General features: G+C 73.0%; 25 protein-coding genes. 13 read left to right on the top strand and 12 right to left on the bottom strand.

What is annotated here, in order from left to right; translation table 11 throughout:
* The first annotated feature begins 144 nt into the window (after positions 1-144).
* Both ACNJ93_RS26985 and ACNJ93_RS26980 read left to right on the top strand, forming a co-directional pair.
* Positions 145-1,005 (top strand): hypothetical protein, encoded by an 861-nt coding sequence (locus ACNJ93_RS26985; protein ID WP_418960046.1) that lies wholly within the window; start codon positions 145-147, stop codon positions 1,003-1,005.
* 117 nt (positions 1,006-1,122) lie between these two features.
* The gene (locus ACNJ93_RS26980; RefSeq protein WP_418960045.1) at positions 1,123-1,410 is read left to right on the top strand and encodes a hypothetical protein; all 288 of its coding nucleotides are present in this window, start codon (positions 1,123-1,125) and stop codon (positions 1,408-1,410) included.
* A gap of 13 nt (positions 1,411-1,423) precedes the next feature.
* Here the strand turns inward: ACNJ93_RS26980 and ligD are convergent, their stop codons facing one another.
* The gene (ligD, locus tag ACNJ93_RS26975; RefSeq protein ID WP_418960044.1) at positions 1,424-2,458 is read right to left on the bottom strand and encodes a non-homologous end-joining DNA ligase; all 1,035 of its coding nucleotides are present in this window, start codon (positions 2,456-2,458) and stop codon (positions 1,424-1,426) included.
* A gap of 63 nt (positions 2,459-2,521) precedes the next feature.
* Here ligD and ACNJ93_RS26970 point away from each other — a divergent pair, with 63 nt between their 5' ends.
* Positions 2,522-3,583 (top strand): ATP-dependent DNA ligase, encoded by a 1,062-nt coding sequence (locus tag ACNJ93_RS26970; RefSeq protein WP_418960043.1) that lies wholly within the window; start codon positions 2,522-2,524, stop codon positions 3,581-3,583.
* Here the strand turns inward: ACNJ93_RS26970 and ACNJ93_RS26965 are convergent.
* Positions 3,526-5,364: a GMC oxidoreductase gene (locus ACNJ93_RS26965; RefSeq protein WP_418960042.1), complete on the bottom strand. Its 1,839-nt coding sequence runs from the start codon at positions 5,362-5,364 to the stop codon at positions 3,526-3,528. The two genes, ACNJ93_RS26970 and ACNJ93_RS26965, sit on opposite strands and share 58 nt — an antisense overlap.
* Positions 5,357-7,279 (bottom strand): AMP-dependent synthetase/ligase, encoded by a 1,923-nt coding sequence (locus tag ACNJ93_RS26960; protein WP_418960041.1) that lies wholly within the window; start codon positions 7,277-7,279, stop codon positions 5,357-5,359. Before ACNJ93_RS26960 ends, ACNJ93_RS26965 begins: the two co-directional genes overlap by 8 nt.
* Positions 7,280-7,497: 218 nt before the next feature.
* On the opposite strand from ACNJ93_RS26960, the gene ACNJ93_RS26955 reads away from it, so the two are divergent.
* Both ACNJ93_RS26955 and ACNJ93_RS26950 read left to right on the top strand, forming a co-directional pair.
* Positions 7,498-7,962, top strand: coding sequence for an SCP2 sterol-binding domain-containing protein (locus ACNJ93_RS26955; protein WP_418960040.1), 465 nt, complete (start codon positions 7,498-7,500; stop codon positions 7,960-7,962).
* 14 nt (positions 7,963-7,976) lie between these two features.
* On the top strand, positions 7,977-9,191 hold the full coding sequence (locus ACNJ93_RS26950) for an acyl-CoA dehydrogenase family protein (protein WP_418960039.1): 1,215 nt from the start codon (positions 7,977-7,979) through the stop codon (positions 9,189-9,191).
* Between the two features lie 19 nt (positions 9,192-9,210).
* Here ACNJ93_RS26950 and ACNJ93_RS26945 read toward each other — a convergent pair whose 3' ends face one another.
* On the bottom strand, positions 9,211-10,467 hold the full coding sequence (locus tag ACNJ93_RS26945) for an HTTM domain-containing protein (protein WP_418960038.1): 1,257 nt from the start codon (positions 10,465-10,467) through the stop codon (positions 9,211-9,213).
* Positions 10,464-11,303, bottom strand: coding sequence for a DUF5819 family protein (locus ACNJ93_RS26940; RefSeq protein WP_418960037.1), 840 nt, complete (start codon positions 11,301-11,303; stop codon positions 10,464-10,466). Before ACNJ93_RS26940 ends, ACNJ93_RS26945 begins: the two co-directional genes overlap by 4 nt.
* A gap of 271 nt (positions 11,304-11,574) precedes the next feature.
* Between ACNJ93_RS26940 and ACNJ93_RS26935 the strand changes: the two genes are divergently transcribed.
* Both ACNJ93_RS26935 and ACNJ93_RS26930 read left to right on the top strand, forming a co-directional pair.
* Positions 11,575-11,826 carry a hypothetical protein gene (locus tag ACNJ93_RS26935; RefSeq protein WP_418960036.1) on the top strand — a complete coding sequence of 84 codons (252 nt, stop codon included), beginning with the start codon at positions 11,575-11,577 and terminating at the stop codon, positions 11,824-11,826.
* Positions 11,827-11,903: 77 nt separating this feature from the next.
* A complete protein-coding gene (locus ACNJ93_RS26930; RefSeq protein ID WP_418960035.1) occupies positions 11,904-13,988 on the top strand; it encodes an MDR family MFS transporter in 2,085 nt (694 codons plus the stop codon).
* A gap of 23 nt (positions 13,989-14,011) precedes the next feature.
* Here the strand turns inward: ACNJ93_RS26930 and ACNJ93_RS26925 are convergent, their stop codons facing one another.
* Positions 14,012-14,446: a YchJ family protein gene (locus tag ACNJ93_RS26925; RefSeq protein ID WP_418960034.1), complete on the bottom strand. Its 435-nt coding sequence runs from the start codon at positions 14,444-14,446 to the stop codon at positions 14,012-14,014.
* A gap of 140 nt (positions 14,447-14,586) precedes the next feature.
* On the opposite strand from ACNJ93_RS26925, the gene ACNJ93_RS26920 reads away from it, so the two are divergent.
* Complete coding sequence (locus ACNJ93_RS26920; protein WP_418960033.1) at positions 14,587-16,368, top strand: hydroxysqualene dehydroxylase; 1,782 nt, start codon at positions 14,587-14,589, stop codon at positions 16,366-16,368.
* 8 nt (positions 16,369-16,376) lie between these two features.
* Here the strand turns inward: ACNJ93_RS26920 and ACNJ93_RS26915 are convergent, their stop codons facing one another.
* Positions 16,377-16,760 (bottom strand): VOC family protein, encoded by a 384-nt coding sequence (locus ACNJ93_RS26915; RefSeq protein WP_418960032.1) that lies wholly within the window; start codon positions 16,758-16,760, stop codon positions 16,377-16,379.
* A gap of 126 nt (positions 16,761-16,886) precedes the next feature.
* Here ACNJ93_RS26915 and ACNJ93_RS26910 point away from each other — a divergent pair, with 126 nt between their 5' ends.
* Positions 16,887-18,791, top strand: a complete 1,905-nt coding sequence (locus tag ACNJ93_RS26910) for a M64 family metallopeptidase (protein WP_418960031.1) — start codon at positions 16,887-16,889, stop codon at positions 18,789-18,791.
* A gap of 109 nt (positions 18,792-18,900) precedes the next feature.
* On the opposite strand, the gene ACNJ93_RS26905 is transcribed toward ACNJ93_RS26910, so the two are convergent.
* The 3 genes from ACNJ93_RS26905 to ACNJ93_RS26895 form a co-directional block, all read right to left on the bottom strand.
* A complete protein-coding gene (locus ACNJ93_RS26905) occupies positions 18,901-19,707 on the bottom strand; it encodes an SAM-dependent methyltransferase (protein ID WP_418960030.1) in 807 nt (268 codons plus the stop codon).
* Between the two features lie 73 nt (positions 19,708-19,780).
* Complete coding sequence (locus ACNJ93_RS26900) at positions 19,781-20,017, bottom strand: DUF397 domain-containing protein (RefSeq protein WP_418960029.1); 237 nt, start codon at positions 20,015-20,017, stop codon at positions 19,781-19,783.
* Positions 20,018-20,881, bottom strand: coding sequence for a helix-turn-helix domain-containing protein (locus ACNJ93_RS26895; protein WP_418960028.1), 864 nt, complete (start codon positions 20,879-20,881; stop codon positions 20,018-20,020).
* 209 nt (positions 20,882-21,090) lie between these two features.
* Between ACNJ93_RS26895 and ACNJ93_RS26890 the strand changes: the two genes are divergently transcribed.
* The 4 genes from ACNJ93_RS26890 (at position 21,091) to ACNJ93_RS26875 (ending at position 23,762) form a co-directional block, all read left to right on the top strand.
* On the top strand, positions 21,091-21,582 hold the full coding sequence (locus ACNJ93_RS26890; RefSeq protein WP_418960027.1) for an ATP-binding protein: 492 nt from the start codon (positions 21,091-21,093) through the stop codon (positions 21,580-21,582).
* A gap of 164 nt (positions 21,583-21,746) precedes the next feature.
* Positions 21,747-22,142, top strand: coding sequence for a hypothetical protein (locus ACNJ93_RS26885; RefSeq protein WP_418960026.1), 396 nt, complete (start codon positions 21,747-21,749; stop codon positions 22,140-22,142).
* 58 nt (positions 22,143-22,200) lie between these two features.
* Positions 22,201-23,052 (top strand): metallophosphoesterase family protein, encoded by an 852-nt coding sequence (locus tag ACNJ93_RS26880; RefSeq protein WP_418960025.1) that lies wholly within the window; start codon positions 22,201-22,203, stop codon positions 23,050-23,052.
* Entirely contained in the window at positions 23,052-23,762 is a 711-nt protein-coding gene (locus ACNJ93_RS26875; protein WP_418960024.1) for a class I SAM-dependent DNA methyltransferase, read from the top strand. The genes ACNJ93_RS26880 and ACNJ93_RS26875 overlap by 1 nt, the downstream gene beginning before the upstream one ends.
* Positions 23,763-23,839: 77 nt before the next feature.
* Here the strand turns inward: ACNJ93_RS26875 and ACNJ93_RS26870 are convergent, their stop codons facing one another.
* Both ACNJ93_RS26870 and ACNJ93_RS26865 read right to left on the bottom strand, forming a co-directional pair.
* Positions 23,840-24,256 carry a hypothetical protein gene (locus ACNJ93_RS26870; protein WP_418960023.1) on the bottom strand — a complete coding sequence of 139 codons (417 nt, stop codon included), beginning with the start codon at positions 24,254-24,256 and terminating at the stop codon, positions 23,840-23,842.
* A 2-nt stretch (positions 24,257-24,258) separates the two neighbouring features.
* Complete coding sequence (locus tag ACNJ93_RS26865) at positions 24,259-25,605, bottom strand: cytochrome P450 (protein ID WP_418960022.1); 1,347 nt, start codon at positions 25,603-25,605, stop codon at positions 24,259-24,261.
* Positions 25,606-25,611 lie beyond the last annotated feature (6 nt).

Below are 25,611 nucleotides of genomic sequence, written 5' to 3'. Positions count from 1 at the left end.
CCCGTCCCGGGCGATGATCACACCCATGACGACCAGAAAGGCCGATGCGGCCTAGCCCCCCGGTCCCGCTCTCCTCGGACCGCGCTCCGCCGGCCGGCCGTCCACCGCCGCCGGTCCGGACCCTTCACGAGGAGACCAAGAACCTTGCAGCTCACCCCACTCGTCCCGTACGCCCGCCTGCCCCGCGCGTACCACGGGCACCACATCGTGACCAGCACCGTCGACGCCTTCGGCCGCGCCCACTGGCTGCTCGCCGAGCGCGAACCGGCGGCCGAGCCGTACGACGCCGTCGTGGTGACGGTGTACGACGACGCGCACACGGCCACCTGGCTGCACGGCCTGACATCGCGGCATGCCGACCTGGCCGTCCTGCCCGACGGCGGCTTCGTCACCGCCGCCCCGCGCAGCCGGCCGGACGAAGCGCACGTGCAGGTCTTCGACGCGCTCGGCCGCGTGTCCCGGACGTTCCGGGTCGGGGACGGCGTCGAGCATCTGCTCGCCGACGAGTCCGGAGCCCTGTGGGTCGGCCACTTCGACGAGGGCGTCTACGGCGACGATCCCCTCAGCTGGCCCGGTCTGCGGCGCTGGGACGTCACCGGTGAACCCCTGTGGACGTACGACCACCGGGACTCCGGCGAGATCAGCGACTGCTACGCCCTGAACGTCCACCGGACCCACGCCTGGGCGTGCGCGTACCGGCACTTCGACCTGCTCGAGATCCGGCCCGGCAGGAGGCCGGTCGCCCACGCCAACCCGGTCCGGGGGGCCAACGCCCTTGCCGTGCACGGCGACCGGGTCGCGTTCTTCGGCGGGTACGGCGACGAGCACGACCGGCTGGTCGCCGCCCGGCTGTCCGGCGGCGCGGTGCACCCGCAGGTCACCGGGCGGCTCACCCGGCCCGACGGCAGCCCCGTCGGCCGGCGGCGGGTCGTCTCGCGCGGGCCCCGGATCCACGTGCAGGAACGGCCGGGGACGGAGTGGTACGTCTTCGAGCTCGGCGCCTGACGCGGGGGAGTCCGACAAGCACAGCATTGCTGCGTTCCGGTGGTGTGCGGCAGGGCCCGGAACCGGGGGCCCGTCCCCCGGGGTCTCCCCTGGCACCAACAGCCCCAGGGAGTGGCCATGACGCACACCACCTTCGACACCGCCCTCGGCAGCCTCGACGCGTTCGCCGGTCTGGACGACTACCTGCTCCCCGCCCCCGAGGCGCGGGACCGGCTGCCGTACGCGCTCTCCCCCGCCGACCAGCACCGCGTGGACCTGCACAGCGCGCTCACCGCCGCCGGCATCCCGCCGCGCGCCGGGGACACCTCGGCGATCGACGTGCTGTCGCTGCTCGACGCCACGACCGTGTCCGCGGTCATCCGCTGGGTCGAGTGCGGTTCCGGACGGGACCGCAACGGCTGGTGAACCGCCGCAGCCCTCAGCCCCCTTCGGGTTCCTGCTCCTTCTTCGCCCGGCTCGGCTGCACCCGCTTCGGCTCGCCCGGCATCTTCGGGTACTCCGGCGGGTACGGCAGGTCGCCGAGGCCGTGCTCGGCCTCGTCCCGCCGGGCGAGTTCGAGCAGGGACTCCAGGCCGAAGCGGTGGTCGTCCATGTCGGCGTGGACGTCGCCGACCTCGGCGTACCGGGCCGGCATCGTACGGATGTCGAAGTCCTCCGGGACCACGTCGTCGACCTCCTCCCAGCGCAGCGGCGCGGAGACCGGGGCGTGCGGCTTGGGGCGCACCGAGTACGCGGAGGCGATCGTGCGGTCGCGGGCGGTCTGGTTGTAGTCCACGAAGATCCGCTCGCCGCGCTCCTCCTTCCACCACTTGATGGTGACCCGGTCCGGCATCCGCCGTTCCAGCTCGCGCCCGCAGGCGATGGCGGCGCGCCGGACCTGGGTGAAGGTCCAGCGCGGCTCGATGGGCACGAACACGTGCAGGCCGCGGCCGCCGGAGGTCTTGGGCCAGCCGCGCAGCCCGTGCTCGTCGAGGACCGCCCGCAGTTCGTGGGCGGCCCGCACCGCGTCGGCGTAGTCGGTGCCGGGCTGCGGATCGAGGTCGAGGCGCAGTTCGTCCGGGTGGTCGGTGTCGTCGCGCCGCACCGGCCACGGGTGGAAGGTCACCGCGCCGAGGTTGGCGGCCCACAGCACGGCCGCCGGCTCGGTGGGGCACATCTCGTCGGCGGACCGGCCGCTGGGGAACGTGATGTGCGCGGTGGGGATCCAGTCCGGCAGGTACTTGGGCGCCCGCTTCTGGAAGAACGACTCGCCGGTCACCCCGTCGGGGTAACGCTCCAGGGTGGTGGGCCGGTTCCGCAGCGCCCGGGTGATCCCGTCGCCGACGGCGAGGTAGTAGCGGACCATGTCGAGCTTCGTGTAACCGGGCTCCGGGAAGTACACCTTCTCGGGGTTGGAGACGCGTACGGTCCGGTCCCCGACCTCCAGCTCCACCGCTCCCGCCTTGGCTGCCATGCCCGTCAGCGTAGGGCCGGCCGACAAGCGGCGCATTTCGTGCGCATACCGGAGAATCGGCCCATGGATCTGCCCGTGATGCCGCCGGTGAAGCCGATGCTCGCCAAGTCCGTGAAGAAGATCCCGCCGGGGATGCAGTACGAGGCGAAGTGGGACGGCTTCCGGGCCATCGTGCACCGCGACGGCCCGGACGTGGTGCTCGGCAGCCGTACCGGCAAGCCGCTGACCAGGTACTTCCCCGAGCTGGTCGAGGCGCTGCGGGAGCGGCTGCCGGAGCGGATCGTGCTGGACGGGGAGATCGTCATCGAGCACGGCGGGCGGCTCGACTTCGACCGGCTGACCGAGCGGATCCACCCCGCCGACTCCCGGGTGCGGACCCTCGCGGAGCGGAATCCGGCCCGGTTCGTCGCCTTCGACCTGCTGGCGTTGGGCGACGAGTCGCTGCTCGGCACCCCGCTGGGCGAGCGGCGCGCGCGGCTGGAGTCGGTTCTGCGGGGCGTGCGGCCGCCGGTGCACCTGGCCCCGGCGACCACCGACCCGGAGGTCGCCGAGCGGTGGTTCGAGCAGTACGAGGGCGCGGGGCTCGACGGGGTGATCGCCAAGCCTCTGGACCTGCCGTACCGGCCGGACGAGCGCGTCATGTACAAGGTCAAGCACGAGCGGACCGCGGACGTGGTGGTGGCCGGGTACCGCCACCACAAGAGCGGTCCGGTGGTGGGCTCGCTGCTGCTCGGCCTGTACGACGACGCCGGCGCCCTGCAGCACGTCGGTGTGTGCGCGGCGTTCACCGCGAAGCGGCGCGCCGAGCTGGTGGCGGAGCTGGAGCCGCTGCGGATGGACCCGCCGGACGGCCATCCGTGGGCGGCGTGGGCGGACGAGGCCGCGCACGCCGGGGCGCGGCTGCCCGGCGCGCCGAGCCGCTGGTCGGGCAAGAAGGACCTGTCGTGGGTGGCGCTGCGGCCGGAGCGGGTCTGCGAGGTGGGGTACGACCACATGGAGGGCGACCGGTTCCGGCACACCGCCCAGTTCAAGCGGTGGCGGCCGGACCGGACGCCGGAGTCGTGCGGCTACGCGCAGCTGGAGGAGCCGGTGTCGTACGACCTGTCGGAGGTCTTCGCGTCCTGAACCGGCTCGCGCCGGGGCGGGACGGACGGCACCGGCAGGACGAGCCGCCCGTAAGCGTGGTCCGGCACCGCCGGGCGGTGCGGCGCGACGGGCGCGACCCTGGTGTAGGGGGCGCCCTGCGGGGGACGCGGGTCGGGCTCGCCCTTGTTGGGCCACAGGGCCATGGCGCGCTCGGCCTGGGCGGTGATGGTGAGGGAAGGGTTGACGCCGAGGTTCGCGGAGACGGCCGAGCCGTCGACGACGGAGATGCCGGGGTGTCCGTAGAGCCGGTGGTAGGGGTCGACGACGCCGGAGCCGGGGTCCGCGCCGATGGGGCAGCCGCCGAGGAAGTGCGCGGTGAGCGGCTTGTTCATCAGCTCGCCGAGGTTGGTGCCGGGGAAGCCGTTGATCCGCTCGGCGAGCAGCCGGGCCGCGGCCCAGCCCTCGGGGATGTGCACGGGGTTGGGCGCGCCGTGGCCCTGGTCGGCGGTGATCCGGCCGCGTCGGAGCCTGGTGGTCAGGGAGTTGTCGTGGGTCTGCATGACCAGGCCGATGATGGTCCGCTCGGACCAGCGCCGGGTGGTCGCGGTGCGGGCGACCAGGACGGGGTGACGCAGGAACGCCGCGGTGGCGGCGCGCCACTTGGGCCGGTCGAGGCGGTACTGGGGGACGCAGATCAGCGCCATGAGGTTGGAGCCCTTGCCGTACCGGACGTTCTCGATGTGGGTGGTGGCGTCCGGGTGGATGGACGAGGTGATGGCCACGCCCCGGGTGAAGTCCGGTTCGCCGCCGCGCACCTTGCGGTAGCGACGGGGCCAGGTCGACGCCCCCACGAGAGCTTCGGAGTTGGTGCGGGTGAGCACGCCGAGCCGGTCGGGGATCCGGGGCAGGGATCCGTCGCGTCTCATGGTGTGCAGCAGGGTCTGGGTGCCGTACGTGCCGGCGGCGAGGACGACGCGGGCGCAGCGCAGCACGCGGCGGCGGGACTTACGGCGGCCGCCTCGCGTGGGCCGGGTGACCACCTCGAAGCCGCCGCGGCCGTCCTCCCGCACCGCGACGACGGTGGTCAGGGGGTGCACCTCGGCGCCCGCCCGCTGCGCGAGGTACAGGTAGTTCTCGTTGAGGGTGTTCTTCGCGCCGTACCGGCAGCCCGTCATGCACGCGCCGCACTCGGTGCAGGCCCGGCGCGCGGGCCCCGCGCCGCCGAAGTACGGGTCGGGGACCTCGGTGCCGGGCGCGGCCCGCACCGAGCCGTCGGCGTCGTCGCCGTCCCCGTAGAACACCCCGACGGGCGTGCGGCGGAAGGTGTCCTCGACGCCCAAGGCCCCGGCGACGGCGCGCAGATGCTCGTCTTCCTCCGTGACGGTCGGGTTGGTGCGGACCCCGAGCATGCGGCGGGCCTGGTCGTAGTACGGGGCGAGTTCGGCGCGCCAGTCGGTGATGTCCTTCCACTGCGGGTCCTGGAAGAACGCGGCGGGCGGCACGTACAGGGTGTTGGCGTAGTTGAGGGAGCCGCCGCCGACGCCCGCGCCGGCCAGCACCATGACGTTGCCGAGCAGGTGGATGCGCTGGATGCCGTACAGGCCGAGCCGGGGCGCCCAGAGGTAGTCGCGCAGGTTCATGGAGGTGCGGGGCAGTTCGTCGCGGGTGAAGCGGCGGCCGGCTTCGAGGACGGCGACGCGGTAGCCCTTCTCGGTGAGCCGGAGGGCGGAGACCGAACCGCCGAAGCCGGAGCCGACGACGATGACGTCGTAGTCGTACGCGGCCGGCCGGGGCCCGCTCGTCGTCTCCGGCTCACTCATAGAGGGCCTCGATCTCGGCCGCGTACGCGGTGGCGACGGCGTGCCGTTTGACCTTGAGGGACGGGGTGAGCATCCCGTTCTCCTCGGTGAACTCGCCGGGGACGATACGGAAGCGGCGGATCGACTCGGCGCGGGAGACGGCCTTGTTGGCGTGGTCGACGGCCTTCTGGATGTCGGCGATCAGCTCGGGGTCGCGGCAGAGGTCGGCGAGCGGGGTGTCCTTGGGGCGTTTGCGGACGGCGAGCCAGTGCTCCATCGCCTCGGGTTCGAGGGTCACGAGCGCGGCGACGTGACTGCGGTTGTCGCCGACGACCAGGCATTGTCCGACGGGCGGGCGGCTGCGCAGCCGGTCCTCCAGGACGGCCGGGGAGACGTTCTTGCCGCCCGAGGTGACGATGATGTCCTTCTTGCGGCCGGTGATGACGAGGTAGCCGTCGTCGTCGAGGGCGCCGAGGTCGCCGGTGGCGAACCAGCCGTCGTCGTCCAGGACTTCGGCGGTGGCGGCCTCGTTGTTCCAGTACGCGCGGAAGACGATGCCGCCCTTGATCAGCACCTCGCCGTCGTCGGCGATCCGTATGGCGGTGCCGGGGACGGGGCGGCCGACGGTGCCGGGGCGGGGCTGGAGCGGCGGGCTGACGGTGGCGGCGGCGGTGGTCTCGGTGAGCCCGTAGCCCTCGTAGATCAGGATGCCGGCGGCGTAGAAGAACAGGCTGAGGCGGCGGTCGAGCGGCGATCCGCCGCTGATGGCGTACCGCAGCCGGCCGCCGAGTTCCTTGCGGACCCGGCGGTAGACCAGCAGGTCGTACAGGGCCCAGGCGAGGGTGAGGCCGAGGCCGGGCCGGGGGCCCTTGCCGAGGAAGTGGCCGAGGGCGGCCTCGCCGAAGCGGACGGCTATGGCGTCGGCGCGGGCGAAGGAGGCGCCGCGGCCGAGCTTCTCGGCGGTGGCGCGGCCGGTGTCGTGGATCTTCTCGAAGAGGTAGGGCACGCCGACGACGAAGGTGGGCCGGAACGCCCGGAGTTCGGGGCGGAGTTCGTCGGGTTTGATGCTGGGGAAGTGTCCGAGTTCGATGCGTGCCATCAGGCAGGCGATCTGGATGGTGCGGCCGAGGATGTGGGCGAGCGGCAGGAACAGCAGGGTGGAGGCGGTCTGTCCGGTGATCGCCTTGAAGACCGGGTGGAGCAGTTCGACGGTGTTGGCGGCCTCGGCGTGCAGGTTGCCGTGGGTGAGCACGCAGCCCTTGGGCCGGCCGGTGGTGCCGGAGGTGTAGCAGACGGTGGCGAGGGAGTCGGCGGTGAGCGCGGTGCGCCGCTTGGTGAGTTCCTCGTCCGTGACGTCCTCGCCGAGGAGGCGGAGCCGAGGGAGCGCGCCGGCGTCGATCTGCCAGAGGGCGACGCCCCCGTCGCCGGGGAGGCCCACGGCGGCGTCCTCGACGGCGGCGGTGTGCTCGGCGGTCTCGGTGACGACGTGGCGGGCGCCGGAGTCCTCCAGGATCCAGGCGATCTGCTCGGCGGAGGAGGTGGGGTAGACGGGGACGGTCTGCCCGCCGGCCGCCCAGACCGCGAAGTCGAGCACGCACCACTCGTAGCCGGTGCGGGCCATCAGGGCGACGCGGCCGCCGGCTTCGAGTCCGGAGGCGATGAGGCCCTTGGCGGTGGCGGCGACGTCGGCCGCGAACGCGGCGGCGGTGACCGGCCGCCAGGCGCCGTGCTCCCTGCGCCGCAGGACGACGCTGTCGGGGGCCTCGGCGGCGTTGGTGAAGGGGATGTCGGCGGGGGTGCCGGTCGCGGGCGGCGGGACGAGGGGCGCGCTGCGCGCCTCGCGCACCACACCGTTCTCGCGGACCAGCTCGACCTGGTGACGGGCGGCGAGTTCACCGTGCCGGGCGGCCTGCCGCAGATCCTTGCGTACGCCCATGGGTGGCTCCTGTTCGCGGCGTGCGGGCGGGGAGTGAGCGGGACCTCTGGACTTACCGAGCAGTCAACTTACTCGTACGTAAGAAAAATTCAACGGGTCGCGCACGACGGCGTGCGCATCCTCCTGCGCATCACCTGGCGCACCCTCTTGCGCATCCGCACGGGAGCGCCATACTTACCTGAAAGTAAACTTACTCCAGAGTAAAGAATGGAGTCGCCGTGACGGACGACATCGGTGCCCAGCTCGCCTCGCTCGACTTCGCCGCCGTCTCCCCCGCCGAGTTCGCCCGGCTGGTCAAGGGCCTGTCGGACCGGCAGATCAAGGAGCTCGCCGCCGACGCGGCGCTGCGCGAGCGGGTCCTGCGCGAGGTGTTCGGCCGGATGCGGCAGCAGTTCCGGCCCGAGGCCGCGGGCACGCTGGACGCCCTGATCCGCTGGAAGATCACCGGCGCGAGCGACGCGGTGTACGAGACGCGCATCGCCGAAGGCCGCTGCGAGGTCACCGAGGGCCGCTCCGAGGCCGAGCCGCGCACCACCCTCGTCCTGGCCGACGCGGACTTCCTCAAGCTGGTCTCCGGCAACGCGAACCCGGTGACCATGTTCATGATGCGCAAGCTGAAGATCGCCGGCGACGTGGCCCTGGCGTCCGGTCTGACCCGCTACTTCGACATCCCCAAGGCCTGAGGAGCGCCCCGGACATGAGCGGTTTCTCCCTCGGACTCACCGAGGAGCAGCGTGATCTGCGCGAATGGGTGCGCGGCTTCGCCCGCGAGGTGGTGCGGCCGGCCGCGGCGGAGTGGGACGAGCGCGAGGAGACGCCCTGGCCGGTGATCAAGGAGGCGGCGCGGATCGGCCTGTACGGCTTCGAGTCGCTCGCCGACATGTACGGCGACCCGACCGGGCTCTCCGTGCAGATCGCCAACGAGGAGCTGTTCTGGGGCGACGCGGGCATCGGCATGGCGATCTTCGGGACGCACTTGGCGGTCGCCGGGATCTTCGCCTCGGGAACCCCGGACCAGCTGGCGGAGTGGGTGCCCCAGTGCTTCGGCGACGCGACCGATCCCCGGCTCGCGGCCTTCTGCGTCTCCGAGCCCGAGGCCGGTTCCGACGTCGCGGCGATGCGCACCCGGGCGCGTTACGACGAGGCGAAGGACGAGTGGGTGCTGAGCGGCCAGAAGGCGTGGATCACCAACGGCGGCATCGCCGACGTCCACGTCGTGGTCGCCTCCGTCGCGCCGGAACTCGGCGCGCGCGGCCAGGCCGGCTTCGTGGTGCCGCCGGGCACGCCGGGCCTCACCGGCAACCGCAAGATCAGGAAGCTGGGCCTGCGGGCCTCGCACACCGCGGACGTCTTCCTCGACGACGTACGGGTCCCCGGGCACTGCCTCCTCGGCGGCAAGGACCGCCTCGACGCCCGGCTCGCCCGGGCCCGCGAGGGCGGCCGCGCCAAGGGCCAGGCCGCCATGGCCGCCTTCGAGGTGAGCCGCCCGACCGTGGGGGCCCAGGCCCTCGGGATCGCCCGCGCCGCGTACGAGTACGCCCTCGAGTACGCGGGGCAGCGCGTCGCGTTCGGCCGCCCGATCGTCGAGAACCAGTCGATCGCCTTCGCCCTGGCCGACCTTCGCACCGAGATCGAGGCGGTCCGTCTGCTCATCTGGCAGGCCGCCTGGATGGCCCGCAACGACCGCCCCTTCGACGCGGCCCAGGGGTCCATGTCCAAGCTCCGCGCCGGGGAACTCGCCGTCACCGCCACGGAGAAGGCCGTGCAGATCCTCGGGGGCGCGGGCTACAGCCGCGAGCACCCCGTGGAGCGCATGTACCGCGACGCGAAGATCTACACGATCTTCGAGGGTACGAGCGAGATCCAGCGCCTGGTCATCGCGCGTGCCCTCACGGGCCGCCACATCCGCTGACGGCCCGGCTCCGAGGGCCTCAGGCTCCTGAGCGGGCGGTGGGCACGGCGGCCGCCTTCGGCGCGTCCTCGGTCGCGGCCTCGGCGGGCTCCGCCCCGGCCGCCGCGTCGTCCGCCGCGTCGTCCTCGTCCGGGCCGTCGAGCAGCCGACGGCCCAGCCGCCCGCTGGTCCGGCCGAGCCAGAGCAGGAGCGCCGTCGGCGCGAACACGGAGTCCGCGGCGACCATGACCAGGGAGAAGTACGGGAGGCCCATCAGCACGGCGATCCCGATGTGCTCGCCGATCAGCAGCACCAGCAGCACGTTCTTCGCCTTCCGCCGCAGCAGCGCGAACGGGAACGCGACCTGGACGATCACCGTGCCGTACGTCATGGCCAGCACCAGCACGCTGCTGGACGTCAGCGCCTCGCTGAGCATCGGCCAGGACGTCAGGAACTCCTGGTGCAGGGCGTAGTGGACGGCCGTGCCCTGCTGCCAGGTGGAGCCGGGGATCTTGTACCAGCCGGCGCAGGCGTACACGATGCAGATCTGGAAGGCGATCACCACGAGCGCCCCGTTGTGCACGAGGTGCGCGATCCGGTCGCAGACGGAGCGCGGCACGCCGGGGGCGTACGCGGACACCGCCCACCACACGGCCTGCGCCAGCCACAGCACCCCGAGCGTCACGCCCCACGAGACGGTGAGCCGGCCCGTCGCGGCGAGGAACACGAGCGCCGCGCCGGACAACGCCCCGAGGACGAGCCCCGTGCGGTCACGCCGGGGCGCGCCGCTCTCCGCGGCCCGCCGCGCGCGGCGGGCGTCCAGCGACCACACCTGGGCGCAGCGGGTGAACACCAGGTACAGGGCGAGGATGTGCAGCAGCCGGTCGCCGGCGTTGGTGAGGAACTCGTTGCGGTGCTGGAAGGACAGGATCCCGAGCACCATCACGACCGAGGCCGTGCGGGTCCGCCAGCCGAGGAGGACCGCCGCCGCGGCCGCGACGGCCAGCAGGTAGAAGACCTCGTAGTACGCCCGGCCCTGCCACCACAGCAGGGCGTCGAACGCGTCCGGGTTCGCCCACCACCGGGCCATGGCCCAGCTCCAGGGCGCGTCCGGCCCAGTCATCTCCAGGCGGTCCGGCCAGTGGCGGACGAGGTAGAAGAGCCAGACCCCGGAGAGGCCGATCCGCAGGACCGCCGTCTGGTACGGGGCGTAGGACGTGGCGGCGGCCCGGTCGATCAGCCGCTCGGCGCTCCGCGTCAGGCGGGTGGTGCGTGCGGGGGGCGTCGTCGTGCTCATCGTCCGGTCACCGTTCCCTCCAGGTCGTCACGGGTGACCGTGAGCCAGCCGTACGCGCGGGACTTCCACACGTCGCTCACCGTGCGGCCGGTCCACTCGGGGGGCTGGATCGCCTGGGTGAGCTCGCGGAACTGGACGCGCTGCGCGGAACGCCCGCCGAGCACCGGCCGGAGCCGTTCGAGGGCGAGCCGCTTGAGGTTCTGCTCGGTGAGCCGGCCCAGCTTGCCGACGGGACGGCCGGAACGGTCGTGCGAGCGCTTGAAGTTCTTCCAGCCCTGACGGAACTGCTCCATCGTCATGCTGGGGACCAGGGTGCCGCGCACGGTCCGCAGGTCGTAGGCCGTCATGTCCACCCACTGCGTGACCGACGTACGGCCGTCCGCGCCGCGCAGCTCGGCGCGGGCCAGGACGCGGGAGTTGGTGAGCAGGGGGTTGGGGGCGAAGACGGCCCAGTTCTGGGCGAGTTCGGGGAACATGTAGGCGTCGATGGTGCTCTTGTGCCGGGTGCTGACGGCGTTCTTCGGCGCCACGTGGAAGAAGACCATGCCGGCGTGGAACAACACCGCGAGGGCCACGGCGACGGCGGCCGTGGCGACGATCAGCCGCGCCAGGCGCGGTTCGGCGGCCGGGTCGGACGTGGCGGTCACTCCCTCCGCCGCGTCAGCGGCCTCGGCGGTACCGGGCTCCGTCCCGGCCGTCTCCGGCTCCGTCCCGGCCGTCTCCGGCTCCGTCCCGGCGGTGCCGGCTATGTCCCCGCCGTCCGCCCCCGCCTCAGCCGCGGCCCCCGCTTCGGCCCCGGCCTCGGTCCCCGCCTCGGCTCCCGCTTCGGCCCGCATGCCGTCCCCCTCCGTTCGTCCCCGATCGCGCGGGCCCGATGATACGTGCCCCGGGGCAACGTGAGATGGGACACACCCCCTCGCGCCCCTCCCCCGGCCCGCGGCCCATTCCCGCAGGTACCGACGCCGTGCCGGCCGGCCGGGCGCCCGCCGACCCGGAGCCGTTGCCCGGCGATGACATTTCCGTCGCGGAACGCGGACGGGGATCCGGTACGTATGGGAGGAGGAGACCCCACCCCGACCTCCGACTCGCACCCAAAAGGAAAGCCCCGTGATCACCTCGCCGTTGGTACCCGTCCCGATCCCCGACCGCGTCGCCGCCCTCATCGGGTCCTGCCTGCCGCAGCACGTGCTGCAGGCGGAGTTCGACGCGGTCTGCGCCGCCCGTGAGGTGAACCGGTTCCGGGGACCGCTGTGCGCGGAGGACCGGGCGGACCGGGAGCACGCGCTGGCCGCGCTGGCCCGGGCCAACAAGGTGCTGGCCAAGCACCACCCGCTGCTGCCGGTGCGCCCCGGCCAGTAGCCGACGAGAGGCCCGACCGTACACCGGTTCGGACCTCTCCGCATGCGACGCGGGCCGCCCGGTGTGAGGGTGCGAAGGTGACCACCACCAGCGCAGCGGCCCCCGCACCGCCGGCGGCCGAGCCACCCGTACTCGACCAGCGCCGCCGCAACATCGTCTTCGGCACGATCATGCTGGGCGTGCTGCTCGCGGCGCTGGACCAGACGATCGTCGGCACCGCACTGCCCACGATCGTCGCGGACCTCGGCGGCGGCGCCCACATGTCGTGGGTGGTCACCGCGTACCTGCTGGCCGAGACCGTCTCGACCGCGCTGGTCGGCAAGTTCGGCGACCTGTTCGGCCGCAAGGTGATCTTCCAGATCTCGGCGGTCGTCTTCATCACCGGCTCGTTCCTCTGCGGTCTCGCCTCCAACATGACGCTGCTGATCGTCTGGCGCGGGCTGCAGGGGCTGGGTGCCGGCGGGCTGATGGTCACGTCCATGGCCCTGATCGCGGACGTGATCCCGCTGCGCGACCGCGGCAAGTACCAGGGCGCGATCGGCGCGGTCTTCGGCGTCTCCACGGTCATCGGCCCGCTGCTCGGCGGGCTGTTCACCGACCATCTGACGTGGCGCTGGGCCTTCTACGTCAACGTCCCGATCGCGATCCTGGTCGTCATCGCGGCCGCCCGTTCGATCCCCGCCGTCCGCTCCGCGAGCCGTCCGGTGATCGACTACGCGGGCATCGGCCTGGTCGCGGCCGGCGCGAGCGCGCTGATCCTGGCGACCAGCTGGGGCGGCAACGAGTACGCCTGGGGCTCCGGCGTCATCCTCGGGCTGTTCGCGGGCGGGGTGCTCGCCCTGGGACTGTTCTGCTGGGTGGAGACCCGCGCGGTCGAACCGATGCTGCCCATGCGGCTGTTCCGCAATCCGGTCTTCACGGTCTGCTCGGTGCTGAGCTTCGTCGTCGGCTTCGCGATGCTCGGGGCGATGACGTTCCTGCCGACCTATCTCCAGTACGTCGACGGCGACTCGGCCACGGTCTCCGGCATCCGTACGCTGCCGATGGTCGTCGGCCTGCTGATCGCCTCGGTGTTCAGCGGCAACGTGGTCAGCAAGACCGGCCAGTACCGGGTGTTCCCGATCGTGGGCTGCCTGGTCATGGGCGCCGGGCTGTTCCTGCTGTCGCTGATGGGCCCGGACACGGGCACGTGGCCGGAGTCCCTGTACATGTTCGTGCTCGGGGTCGGCATCGGCCTGTGCATGCAGGTGCTCACCATCGCCGTCCAGAACACCGTCGACTACGCGGATCTCGGCACGGCCACCTCCGGCGTCACGTTCTTCCGCACGCTCGGCAGCTCGTTCGGCACGGCCGTCTTCGGCACGATCTACGCCAACTCCCTGGAGCCGAACCTCACCGAGGGCGTCGCCGAGGCGGCCCGGGTCGCCGGCGCCCCCGACCCCGCCGCCCTCGCCCGGGCCGCGCAGAGCCCGGAGGGGCTGCGCGACCTGCCGCCCGAACAGGCCGCGCCGCTGGTCCAGGCGTACGCCGACACGCTCCAGACCGTCTTCCTGTGGACCGTGCCGGTCGCCGCCGTCGGCTTCGTCGTCGCGCTGTTCCTGAAGCAGGTCGCCCTGCGCGACACCGTCCGCGAGGCCGCGCCGGACATGGGCGAGGGCTTCGCCTCCCCGACGACCAGCGGCGACTCGGCGAAGCTGCTCGAACTGGCGGTGGCCCGGATCCTGCGCCACACCGGCTTCGACACCGCCCGCCGCATCGTCGAGTCCTCGGACACCCGGCTCGACATCGCCGGCGCGTGGGCGGTGATGCAGGTCGAGCTGTACACGCGGCTCGTCGGCCACGCCAGCCTCGGCCTGATCTCGGCCGGCCGCCGCGTCCCGCCCGAGGTCCTGCTCCCGGTCTTCGACCGGATGGTCGACGAGGGCTTCCTGGAGCGCGAGGGCAACCTGCTCTCGCACACCCGGGCAGGCCGGCGCGAGGCCGAGGTGATCACCCGCGCCTGGGGCGAGTGGCTCACCGCCCAGGTCGAACGCGAACGAGGCCGCCCCAGCGGCCCGGAACTCCGCGCCGCCACCGACGCCATCGCCAAGCGCCTGGTCGCGGAAGACCTCACCCAGGGCCTCCCCCGACACCGCGAACCGGCGGGCGCGACGGCGGTCTGACACGGGAGCGGGCGGGGTTCCGGTCAGTCCAGGAAGTCGCCGTCCACGTACACCCACGCGCCCTCGTGGCGTTCGAAGCGGCTGCGTTCGTGGAGGGTGCCGGCCTGGCCTCCGTGGGTGTAGCCGGCCGTGAAGGTGACCGTGCCCTGCTGATGGAAGGGCGTGCCGTCGGTCGTCTCCTGGATCTCCAGGCCCGTCCAGCGCATGCCCGGGTCGAAGTCCACCTCCGCGGGGCGGGTCCGCGGGGCCCAGGTGCGCAGGAGGTACGCCTCGTCGCGGACGACGAAGGCGGCGTACCGGGAGCGCATCAGCCGTTCGGCGGTCGGGGCCTGCGCGGCGCCGGAGTGGAAGCGGCCGCAGCACTCCCCGTACGGCGCGGGGAGCCCGCAGGGGCAGGGCGAGGCGGCGGTGACGGCGGGGGCCGTGGTGCGGGGGGTGCGTGAGGTTCGACGTGCCATGGGGTCATTGTCCCGTGGGGCCGGGCGGCCGGTTCGCGCCAAGGTGCGGTTTGGGCCCGCGCGGTGCTTCCGGGGGGTGAGGGGCGGCCGTATATTCCTGCGCCGGACGCGACAGTTACCGCCGGTAAAGGGGTTGGGGCATGGACCGTACGGGCACCTCTCGACGCACCTTCGTGGCGGCGGGCGCCGCAGCCGCCGTGGCGGCCGGCGTACCGGCCGGGGCGGCGCCGGCCGCCGCGGCCGGGCCGGCGTCGGCGCAGTCGGCCGCACCGTCCGTCGCCGTCCTCGGCGGCGGCGTGGCCGGGCTGACCGCCGCGCACGAGCTGGCCGAACGCGGCTTCCGGGTCACCGTCTACGAGCGCCGCGCCCTCGGCGGCAAGGCCCGCTCCATGGACGTGCCCGGCAGCGCGCGGGGCGCCCGCCGGCCGCTCCCCGCCGAGCACGGCTTCCGCTTCATCCCGGGCATCTACCACAACCTGCCGGACACGATGCGCCGCATCCCCTTCCCCGGCAACGCGAACGGCGTGTGGGACAACCTGGTCGCCCCGCCCGAGATGATGTTCGCCCGCTCCGGCGCCGAGGACCTGCGCGCCCCCATCCCCTGGCCCGGGCAGCAGCCCGCCGAACTCACCCTGGAGGACGTGCGCCGGGCCCTGACCGGCTTCGTCGAGACCGTGCGCGGACTCCCGCCGCACGAGGCCGCGTACTTCGTCAACCGCGCCCTGGTCTTCCTGACCAGCTGCGACGAGCGGCGCGACGAGGTGTGGGAGCACACCCCGTGGTGGACGTTCACCCGGGCCGCCCAGATGTCGAACGCGTACCAGCGGATCCTCGCCATCGGCGTCACCCGCAACATCGTGGCCACCAAGGCGGAGGAGGCCAGCACCCGTACGGTCGGGACGCTCGGCGAAGCGTTCGTGTTCAACGCGCTGGGCCGGGGCGCGGACGGCCCGCCGGACCGCATCCTCGACGGGCCGACGAACGAGGCGTGGATCGACCCATGGGCAGCCCATCTGCGGGCGCTGGGCGTGGCGTTCAGAATCGGCTGGACGCTGCGCGAACTCGCCTACGGCTCCGGACGGATCACCGCCGCCCTCGTCGAGGACCCGGACGGCGCCCGGCAGACCGTGGTCGCCGACCACTACGTCTGCGCCCTCCCCGTGGAGCACGCGCGCCGCACCTGGGGCGCCGCGCTGCGCGCCGCCGACCCGATGCTGGCGCGCTGCGACCGCCTGCAGACGGACTGGATGACGGGCATCCAGTTCTATCTGACGGCCCGGCCGCCGATGGTCGACGGGCACGTCAACTGCATCGACTCCCCCTGGTCGTTGACCGCCATCGCCCAGGCCCGGCACTGGACCGGCGGCTCCTTCGCGGACGTGTACGGCGACGGCACGGTCGTCGACTGCCTGTCGGTGGACATCTCCGAATGGGACAAGCCGGGGATCCTGTACGGCAGGACCGCCAAGCGGTGCACACCCGAGGAGGTCGCCAAGGAGGTCTGGGCGCAGCTGAAGGCGGCGCTCAACGACACCGGCCGCACGGTCCTGAAGGACTCCGACCTGCACTCCTGGTTCCTGGACCCGGGCGTCTCCGGCATCGGCGGCCCGAACCCGGTCAACGAGGACGAACTCCTGATCCACCCGGTGGGCACGTACCACCTGCGCCCCACCGCCGCCACGAAGGTCCCGAACCTCTACCTCGCCGGCGACTACGTGGCGGTGCCCATCGACCTGGCCACCATGGAGGGCGCGAACACCTCCGCCCGCCAGGCCGTGAACGCCCTCCTGGACCGCACCGGTTCGACGGCCCCGCGCTGCACGGTCCGCCCCCTGTTCCGCGCCCCGGAGATCGAAGCCCTCAAACGCCACGACCGCCTCCGCCACCGCCTCGGCCTCCGCAACGCCCTCGACGTCGGCTGACGCCCGGGTCAGGGCCGGTACCGGAGCGGGTGGTCCGGTGGGACCTCGACGACGGCGATGCGGACGCCGTCCGGGTCCGTGAGCCACATTTCGATCAGGCCCCAGGGCTCCCGGACCGGCTCGCGGAGGATGTCCGCGCCGCGCGCCGCCAGTTCGCGGTGGGCGGCGTGGGCGTCCTCGACCTGGAGCCAGAGGCGGAGGCCCGGGGAGGGCGGGGCGGTCGCGCGGCCGGAGAGTTCCAGGAAGCCGCCGCCGAGGAAGTAGACCGTGCCGCGCTCCTCGCCCGTGCCGAACTCCCGGTACACGGCGAGGCCCAGCGTCTCCCCGTAGAACCGGCGGGAGCGCTCCGGATCGGCCGGGCGGAGCAGGATCCTGCTGCTGAGTACGTGCATGCGGGCAGGGTACGAGGGCGGACCGGCGGAGTCCGTCCAGCTCGCCGCGACGGCCGGGTACCGCCCTCATGGACGGCTGACGAACATCTTTACGACACTCGGGGCCGCCGCCTAACCTCGCGCCCCATGACCTCTCCTGGCACACGACTTCGCAGAACGGCGGCCTCGCTGGCCACGGCCCTGCTGCTGGCGGCGGGGCTGGTGGGCGCGGGCCCGGCGGCGGCCGGTCCCGAGCCGGCCGCCGTGGCCGCCGCGGCCGCCGTCGTCCCGATCCAGACCACCGGCCCGGCCGAGAAACGGTTCAACCTGGTGGTCATGGGCGACGGCTACACCGCGGAGCAGCGGGCGGAGTTCCGGGCCGACGTCGACCGGCACCTCAACGTGCTGTGGAGCATCGAGCCCTTCGCCTCGTACCGCTCCTACGTCAACGTGTGGGCGGTCGAGGTCGCGTCGGCCGAGTCCGGCGTCGACTGCGACCCGGGCCTGGACGCGCCGCGCCGCGACACCGCGCTCGGCATGGCCTTCTGGGGCGGCTGCAACCCGTCGAGCGTGCAGCGGCTGCTCACCGTGGACAGCCGGCTCGCGGCAGAGCTGGCCGACCTCGTGCCCGGCACGACCCCGGCGAACCGGCAGATCCTCGCGCTCGCCAACAGCGACACGTACGGCGGGGCGGGCGGCAGCTACGCCACCGCCTCCGGCGGCAACGCGCTGTCGGCGCTGATCACCCCGCACGAACTGGGCCACTCGCTGGGCGGGCTCCAGGACGAGTACGACTACTACGCGCGCGGCGTGCCGGGCGGCACCTACGAGGGCCCGGAGCCGGACTCCGCGCACCACACGCTGCTCACCGAGGAGCAGTTGCGGGAGCGGCGGGCCAAGTGGTGGCGCTGGCTCGGCGAGGAGAGCGAGTCCGGCGGGGTGATCGGCCGGTACGAGGGCGGGCTGTACAGCACGAAGGGCGTCTGGCGGCCGAGCCGGCACTCCCTGATGAAGACCCTCGGCTATGACTTCGACCAGGTGGAGCGGGAGGTGATGGTGCAGCGGATCGCCGCCAAGGTGAACCTCGTCCAGGACCACGCGTCGAACGCCGCCCCGATCGGCGCGGACCGGACCGTCTGGGTCGACACGCTGCACCCCGTGGGCGGCGAACTGGCCGTCGCCTGGCGGCTGGACGGCCGTCCGCTCGACACCGGTGGCGCGCGCACGCTGGACCTGCGGCGACTGGACCTCTCCCCCGGCGCGCACACGCTGACCGCCACGGTCACCGACCCGACGCCGTTCGTCCGCGACCCGGCGATCCGCGCCTCGTCGGCGCTGACGCGCACGGTGACCTGGACGGTGAACCCGGCGTTGACGACCGAACCGGCCTCCGTGGAACCGGCGTTCACCGGGCACACCCCGACGGACACCCCCGTCGGCGCGCGGACCGTCGTGCACGCCGACACCACACACCCGCTCGACCGCACGCTGCCGGTGTTCTGGTCCCTGGACGGCCGGGCCGTCGCCAACCCGGGCAACGACCGTGACCTGGACCTGCGTCCGCTGCGGCTGACGCCCGGCACGCACACGCTGACGGCGCGCATCCCGGGCACCGGGGCGGAGTTGCGCTGGACGGTCGACGCCCGGCCGGCGACGGCCGCGTACGAGCTCTCGGAGCCCCTGCGCACCGTCCACCGGCCGGGGCGGCCCGTCGAGTACGTCTACGACGGGCCGTTCACGATGCGGCTGAGCGCGCGGGACGACCGCGAGGGCCATGTCGTGACCCAGTTCCGGGTCGACGGCGACGGCTGGTACACGTACTACGGCTGGGTCACCGACCCCGGCGCGCCGTTCCGCTTCACCCCGTCGGGGACGGAGGTGGACGGTCTGGTGTACGGGAAGCTGGGCCGCAGCCGCGCGGTGCCGTGGGACGACGCGACGCCGGACTACGGCACGCACCGGATCGAGTACCGCACGATCGACGCCGCCGGGAACACCGGGCCGGCGCGGAGCTTCCTCGTCACCCTGACGCCCCCGGCGGGCGGGCGCTGACCCCGTCAGGACGGCGACGGCCCGCAGGCCCCGGAGGAGGCGTGCGGGCCGTCGCCCTTTCGGCCTGCCGGCCCCGCGTGCCTACGGCCTGCGGGTCACGGCTCGCGGGTCACGGCTTGCGGGCCACCCCGGCCCAGCCCGGGATCGGCTCGTCGCCCGCGACCGGGACGGGCTCGCCCAGCTCCGGGTGCCAGTCCGCGGTGAGCGTGACCCCGGGCTCGACGAACTCGAGCCCGTCGAAGAAGCGGCTGAGCTCGTCGCGGGAGCGCGGCCGCAGGGTCAGCCCGCGCGCCTTGTACATGGCACGGGCCTTGGCCGCGCCCTCCGGGTCGAAGTCGCCGGTGACGTGGGACAGGACGAGGTAGCTGCCCGAGGGCAGCTTGTCGACCAGCTTGGCCACCAGTTCGTACGCGCCGTCCTCGTCGTCGACGAAGTGCAGCAGCGCCAGCATCGACAGCGCGATCGGCTGCCCGAAGTCAAGGGTCTTTCCGGCCCGTTCGAGGATCTCCTCGGGCTCGCGCGCGTCGGCCTGGATGTACTCCGTGGCCCCCTCCGGCGTGGAGCGCAGCAGCGCCGCCGCGTGCGCGAGCACGATCGGGTCGTTGTCGCAGTAGACGATCCGCGACTCGGGCGCGACGCCCTGGGCGATCTGGTGGAGGTTGGGCTCGGTCGGGATGCCGGTGCCGATGTCCAGGTACTGACGGACCCCGTGGGTGCTCAGCCAGCGGATGGCCCGGTGCATGAACGCCCGGTTGACCAGGGCCATTTCCCGTCCGCGCGCGTCGACGGTCAGCAACTGCCGGGCCATCTCCTCGTCGACGGGGTAGTTGTCCTTGCCGCCGAGGAACCAGTCGTACATCCGCGCGGGATGCGGCTTGCTGGTGTCGATCCGTACGGATGCGGGGTCCTGGGTCATCGGCTCTCCTCGGCGGTCGAACGGTGGTTCCTGCAGCAAGAGTTACGCGACGGCACGGCGGGGGCGGAAGAGGTCAGGTGAGCAGAAAGTCAGCCTGACCGGATTTGGCCCCCTGGATGAAGGCGGCGATCTCTCCGTGCGTGTAGATCAGCGCGGGGCCGTCGGGGTCTGCGGACTGTCGCACGGCGATCCTGCCGTCGGCCAGCTTCATGGCCTCGAAGCAGTTGCCCCCGTTGCCGCCGCTCCAGGGCTTGTGCCAGCCCTCGGCACCGAGGTCGGCGGCGGGCATGCCGTTGTATATGCGAATCATTCACAGCTCCTTGCGGAGACTCCGGAGAATCTCCTTCGTGCGTTGTGCAGTCGCGGCCTGGGCCGCCATGCGGTCCATGACCTCGAGGTGGGAGGCCACCTCCGGTCGCGCGTCGAGGTAGACGGCGCCGGTCAGGTACTCGCTGTAGACCATGTCGGGCAGTTCCGGCATGGCGAAGCGGAAGAGGACGAACGGTCCGTAGGTGCCGGGGTGGTGGCCGGACGCGAACTCCGCGATCTGCAGGGTGACGTTCGGCAGCTCGCATGCGTCGAGCAGCCGGTCGAGCTGGGCGCGCATCACTTCCGGGCCGTCCCCGACAGGCCGGCGGAGCACCGTCTCGTCCATGACCACCCAGAACTTGGGGGCGTCCTCCCTGGTCAGCAGGGACTGACGCTCCATGCGCAGGGCGACATGGCGCTCGATGTCCTCGGCCCGGCTGGCGCCGACGGCTCCGCTGCGCATGACGGCGCGCGCGTAGTCCTCGGTCTGCAGCAGTCCGGGAACGAAGTGGGGTTCGTACGCCCGGATGAGGCTGGCCGCCCCCTCCAGGCTGACGTACATGGAGAACCAGCCGGGCAGCACGTCGTGGAAGCGCTGCCACCAGCCGGGCTGGTTGGCCTCCTCGGTGAGCAGGACGAAGCCGTCGGCCTCCTCGTCGGGCACCCCGTACGCCTTGAGCAGCATCTGCACGTACGGGATCTTCAGCGCGACCTCGGCCGTCTCCATCCGGCGGACGGTGGCCGGGGCGACCCGCAGGATCCTCGCCGCCTCCTCGCGCTTGAGGCCCGCGCGTTCGCGCAGGTCCTGCAGGCGCTTGCCGAGTACGACCTGTCCCACCGTGGGGGCGGACCGCGGCTCGCTCACTCTCAGACCTCCCCGACGCGCTGTTTCCCGACGAGTGTGCCATGCGAGCCGTTCAGAGAGAACACCGCACTCTGCAATTTTCAGAGTGCCACTTGCCAAGTGTCCGAGTCGGGAGGACAGTATTCCGGTGAACCAGTTCACGCGGCTGCCGCGCCACGCCCGGACCAAGGCGGGGTTCGGCACTGCTTCCCCACTGTTAGGAACCGGTCGTGGCCTCTGGTAACGCGCTCACCCCGAGACTCATGGACCCCCGGCCCATGGACCCGCGACCGCTGGCCGACGCTCGGCGTGCCCTGCCCTCCGTACGGCGCTTCGCCTTCGAGCTGCCGGCCCGCACCTCCTCGGTGGCCCGGGCCCGCCTGCTGGCCCACGAACGGCTGACGCTCTGGGGCTGCGGGGAGGACGTGCGCGACACCGTCGCCCTGGTCGTCTCCGAACTGGTCACCAACGCGGTGGTGCACACCGGCAGCGCCCGTGTGATCTGCGAGCTGCGCGAAGGACAGGACCGCCTGCGGATATCCGTGCACGACGAGGGCGGCCCGGCCGGCCCCCGGATCCGGGACTGCGGCGAGGAGGAGCGCGGCCGCGGGCTGATCCTGGTGGACGCGGTGTCCAGCGCGTGGGGCGCGGACCCGACCGCGAACGGCACGGGGCGGGTCGTCTGGGCCGAGCTGGCCCACGGCACGGAGCTGCCGTGCTGAGGTCCATGGCCACCCTGTTCGGACCTCTGGGACCGCTCGGGGCACGTGGGCCGCTCGGGCCGCGCGGACCTCTGGGGGCGGCGCGCGGACCCCTCGCACCGTTCGGATGGCTCGGCGGACCTGCGGGCCGGATCCCGGCGGCGCGCGCCTCCGCCGAGAACGGCGTGACCACGGCCCCGACGGGCGCGGAGGGCGAGGTCCGGCTGGTGCCGCCGGCCGGCTACCGCACCCACCTGGGGTGCGACGCGGTCGGCGTCCCGGCGCGGCACGGCTTCCGGGTGCTGTCCCGGCTGCCCGCCAAGGGCTGCGTGTACGCGGACCGCGACTGGTGGTGGTGGCTGGTCCCGGAGGGCTCGGACCTGGACCTGACCTGGCCGCTGCCGTCCTTCTACGCGCCGGGCGCGGTGATCCCGGACCGCGGCCCGCGGCTGATCCACCGGCCGGACGGCACGTCCCCGTACGCGGCGCCGATCCCGCTGTACCTGCTGGCCTGCCAGCTCACGGGCACGGCCCCGAACTGGACCCTCGGCGCGCACCGCGGGCGCTGCGCGATCGACTGATCGCGCCGCTCGGCCGATCGCCCTCCCCGCCGCGGCCGGCTCGATTACTGTGACGGCCATGGGCAGCCTGCTGGCAGTGAGCGACCTGCACGTCGGACATCCCGACAACCGGGCGATCGTCGAGGCGATGAAACCGGCCGCGGAGGACGACTGGCTGATCGTCGCGGGCGACGTCGGCGAGTTCGTCGCGGACGTCGAACGCACGCTGGCGCTGCTCGCGGACCGCTTCCACACGGTGGTGTGGACTCCGGGCAACCACGAGCTGTGGACCCACCCCCGCGACCCGGTGACCCTGCGCGGCGAGGCCCGCTACCGCCGGCTCGTCGAGATCTGCCGCGGCCTCGGCGTGCACACGCCGGAGGACCCGTACCCGGTGTGGCACCGCCCGGACGGCCGCCCGGTGACGGTGGCCCCGCTCTTCACGCTCTACGACTACACCTGGCGGCCGGCCGGCGCGGAGACCAAGGAGCAGGCGCTGGCCGTGGCGGAGGCGGCGGGCATCGTCTGCACGGACGAGCACGTCCTGCACCCCGACCCGTGGGAGTCGCGCGAGGCATGGTGCGCCGAACGCGTCCGGTACACGGAACAGCGGCTCCAGCACCTGGAACTGACGGAGGATCAACGCCTGGTCCTGGTCAACCACTACCCCTTGGTCCGCGAGCCCACCTCGGTGCTCTGGCACCCGGAGTTCGCCCAGTGGTGCGGCACGGAGCGGACGGCGGACTGGCACGTCCGCTTCCCCGTGGAGCTGATGATCTACGGCCACCTGCACATCCCGCGCACCACGTCGTACGACGGGGTCCGCTTCGAGGAGGTCTCGGTGGGCTATCCGAGGGAGTGGCGCAAACGGGAGCGCCAGGGCCCCTGGCCGCGCCAGGTCCTGCCGCTGCCGGAACCGGAGGGGCGCTGATGTTCTCCCCCGAGGGCCCCACCTTCCGCGAACTCACCGTCCAGGCGCTGTCGTCGGTGGAGCGCGGATACGACCTGCTGGCCGGGAAGTTCGACGCCACCCCCTTCCGCACCTCGGACCGCGTGGTGCGGGCGACCGCGGACGCCCTGCGCGACCTCGGCCCGTTCGGCACGGGCCTGGACCTGTGCTGCGGCACGGGCGCGGGCCTGTCGGCCCTGGAGCAGGTCTGCACGGACGGCGTGACGGGCGTGGACTTCAGCGCGGGCATGCTGGCGGAGGCCCGGCGCGCCCACCCCGACGCGACGCTGGTCCGCGCCGACGCGCTGTCCCTGCCCTTCGCCGCCTCCTTCGACCTGGCGGTCAGCTTCGGCGCCTTCGGCCACTTCCTCCCGCGCGACCGCCCCCGTCTCTTCGCCGGCGTCCACGCCGCCCTGCGCGAGGGCGGCCTGCTGGCCTTCCCGCAGCCGGCCCCGCCCCGCGTCGGCTCCCGCTGGTACTGGACCCTGTGGGCCTTCGACGCGGTCATGCGGGCCAGGAACGCCGTCTGGCGCCCGCCCTTCGTCATGTACTACCGCACCTGGCCCCTGGCGGACGTGGTGCGCGACCTCCGGCGGACGGGCTTCGAGGTCGTGCTGCACCCCATGGAGTCCCTGGGACGGCAGGAGGACGGCAGCCCGCGCTGCCGGCTGGTGACGGCGCGTAAGACGTGACGCGCGGCGGGCGCGTCCACGGTGCGCCTCCGGCACGTGCCCGCCCCGGCACGGGCACGTGACATCGGAGTACCGCGTCACAGTTGTGCTGTGGCGAAACCGGCGAGCAGGACGACGACGCCGCCGATCTCCCCGGCCGCCAGGAAGTACATCATGCGGTGCGTGCTCTTCGGGGCGTTGCGCATCTGGTTGTCGGTCTCCTTGCTGAGACCGAGCGACGCGTACCTGCCGATCGCCCCGGCGAACAGGGCCACGACCACCCCGGCCGCGCCCAGGTTCACCGCGGGCGGCCAGGCGGAGAACTGGACGAGCGCCGCGAGGAGGGCCGTCGCGAAGGAGTAGAGCAGCGCGGCCTGGTGGGCCACGTCGATGTACCGGTGCGCCCGGCCGTCCGGCGACGCCACCATCGCCCGCCACTTCCAGACGCCGAGCAGCATCGCGGCGAGGAGGATGAGCCCGGCGCAGAAGAGGACCAGCGCCGCGTCCGTGTGCATCCTCACCCCTTCAGCCAGGTGAGGAACTGGCTCCACAGCCCGCCGGTCTCGGCCTTGGGGAGGTCCGCGGGGGCCGACGGCTCGGGTTCCTCGGCCCGCGGGGCGGGGCGCCGCATGGGCTGGGCCTCGACCGGGGAGAAGCGCGCCGGGAGGGCGGCCAGCCCGCGGCTGAACGGCCCGGGGCGCCAGGTCAGGTTCTCGGCCGGCACGGCGAGTTCGACGTCGGGGATCTGGTTGAGGAGGTTCTCGACCGCGGTCAGGGTGATCTGCCGGGCGGGCTCCTTGGAGGGGCAGGCGTGCGGTCCGGCGCTCCACGCCAGGTGGGCGCGGTTGCCGGGCTCCTGGCGGGCGGCGGTCACCGCGGGGCCGGTGTTGGCGGCCGCGAGGCTGACCAGGACCAGGTCGCCCTCGCGGAACTCCCGGCCGGCGAACCGCATGTCGGTGACCGGGTAGTGCGCGGCGAAGTTCTGGATGGGCGGGTTCTCCCACAGCGTGTCGTTGATGGCGTCGTCGATCAGGACGTTCGCGCGGGCCCGCCGGTCGAGGGTGAGCAGGCGGTGCAGGGTATTGCCCATGAGATTGCTCAGCGGTTCGTTGCCCGCCACGAACAGAACGCACAGCTCGTTGAGCAACTCGCCGTCGTTCAAGTCCGCCTGATGTTGCATCAGCCACGAGGTGACGTCGTCGCCCGGCGCGGCCCGCTTGAGCGCCACCAGTTCGCCGACCGCGCCGTGCAGCACCTCGATCGCCTTGCCGGCGTCGACGCCGTCGAACATGCCGGTGATGCCGTCCACGATGCGGTCGCCGATGTCCGCCGGGCAGCCGAAGAGCTCGTTGAAGACGAGCAGCGGCACCTGGCTGGCGTAGTCGCCGAGCAGATCGGCCGAGCCGAGGGTGCTGAACCGGGCGATGAGGTAGTCCGAGATCTGCTCGGTGGTCTGGGTCAGCCGGCCCGGGTCCACGCGGTTCATGCTCTCGGTGATCGCCTGGCGCAGCCTCTGGTGCTCCGCCCCGTCGGCGAACACGCAGTGGGGCTGGTACCCGAGCACCGGCAGGACCGGGCTGTCGAGCGGGACCCGGCCTTCGTTGAGCTCGCGCCAGCGCCGCGAGTCCCGGCTCATCGCGGCGCCGGAGCTCTGCAGCAGCTGCCGGGCGGCCGCGTAGTCGGTCACGAGCGTCGCCTCCACCCCGGGGGCGATCTCCACGGGCGCCGTCGCTCCGTAGTGCCGCAGGTACGCGTAGTACGCCTGGGGATCGGCCGCGAACTCCGGCCCGTACAGCGGCACGCGTCGCCCGCTGTCGTGAGCGGGGCAGCCGGGCGGGGGCGTGGGGGCGGGTTGATGTCTCAAGTCGAC

Origin of the sequence: Streptomyces tritici, from assembly GCF_048500665.1 — a bacterium.
Lineage (GTDB): Bacteria > Actinomycetota > Actinomycetes > Streptomycetales > Streptomycetaceae > Streptomyces > Streptomyces tritici.
This window is presented reverse-complemented; position numbering and strand designations above follow the sequence as displayed.

Bases quoted from the DNA above. Each gene is read 5' to 3' on its own strand.
- ACNJ93_RS26905 (WP_418960030.1), bottom strand. From the start codon at position 19,707: ATGACCCAGGACCCCGCATCCGTACGGATCGACACCAGCAAGCCGCAT.
- ACNJ93_RS26875 (WP_418960024.1), top strand. From the start codon at position 23,052: ATGTTCTCCCCCGAGGGCCCCACCTTCCGCGAACTCACCGTCCAGGCG.
- ACNJ93_RS26950 (WP_418960039.1), top strand. From the start codon at position 7,977: ATGAGCGGTTTCTCCCTCGGACTCACCGAGGAGCAGCGTGATCTGCGC.
- ACNJ93_RS26915 (WP_418960032.1), bottom strand. From the start codon at position 16,760: ATGCACGTACTCAGCAGCAGGATCCTGCTCCGCCCGGCCGATCCGGAG.
- ACNJ93_RS26960 (WP_418960041.1), bottom strand. From the start codon at position 7,279: ATGGGCGTACGCAAGGATCTGCGGCAGGCCGCCCGGCACGGTGAACTC.
- ACNJ93_RS26910 (WP_418960031.1), top strand. From the start codon at position 16,887: ATGACCTCTCCTGGCACACGACTTCGCAGAACGGCGGCCTCGCTGGCC.
- ACNJ93_RS26940 (WP_418960037.1), bottom strand. From the start codon at position 11,303: ATGCGGGCCGAAGCGGGAGCCGAGGCGGGGACCGAGGCCGGGGCCGAA.
- ACNJ93_RS26920 (WP_418960033.1), top strand. From the start codon at position 14,587: ATGGACCGTACGGGCACCTCTCGACGCACCTTCGTGGCGGCGGGCGCC.
- ACNJ93_RS26945 (WP_418960038.1), bottom strand. From the start codon at position 10,467: ATGAGCACGACGACGCCCCCCGCACGCACCACCCGCCTGACGCGGAGC.
- ACNJ93_RS26925 (WP_418960034.1), bottom strand. From the start codon at position 14,446: ATGGCACGTCGAACCTCACGCACCCCCCGCACCACGGCCCCCGCCGTC.
- ACNJ93_RS26970 (WP_418960043.1), top strand. From the start codon at position 2,522: ATGGATCTGCCCGTGATGCCGCCGGTGAAGCCGATGCTCGCCAAGTCC.
- ACNJ93_RS26965 (WP_418960042.1), bottom strand. From the start codon at position 5,364: ATGAGTGAGCCGGAGACGACGAGCGGGCCCCGGCCGGCCGCGTACGAC.
- ACNJ93_RS26980 (WP_418960045.1), top strand. From the start codon at position 1,123: ATGACGCACACCACCTTCGACACCGCCCTCGGCAGCCTCGACGCGTTC.
- ACNJ93_RS26880 (WP_418960025.1), top strand. From the start codon at position 22,201: ATGGGCAGCCTGCTGGCAGTGAGCGACCTGCACGTCGGACATCCCGAC.
- ACNJ93_RS26900 (WP_418960029.1), bottom strand. From the start codon at position 20,017: ATGATTCGCATATACAACGGCATGCCCGCCGCCGACCTCGGTGCCGAG.
- ligD (WP_418960044.1), bottom strand. From the start codon at position 2,458: ATGGCAGCCAAGGCGGGAGCGGTGGAGCTGGAGGTCGGGGACCGGACC.
- ACNJ93_RS26870 (WP_418960023.1), bottom strand. From the start codon at position 24,256: ATGCACACGGACGCGGCGCTGGTCCTCTTCTGCGCCGGGCTCATCCTC.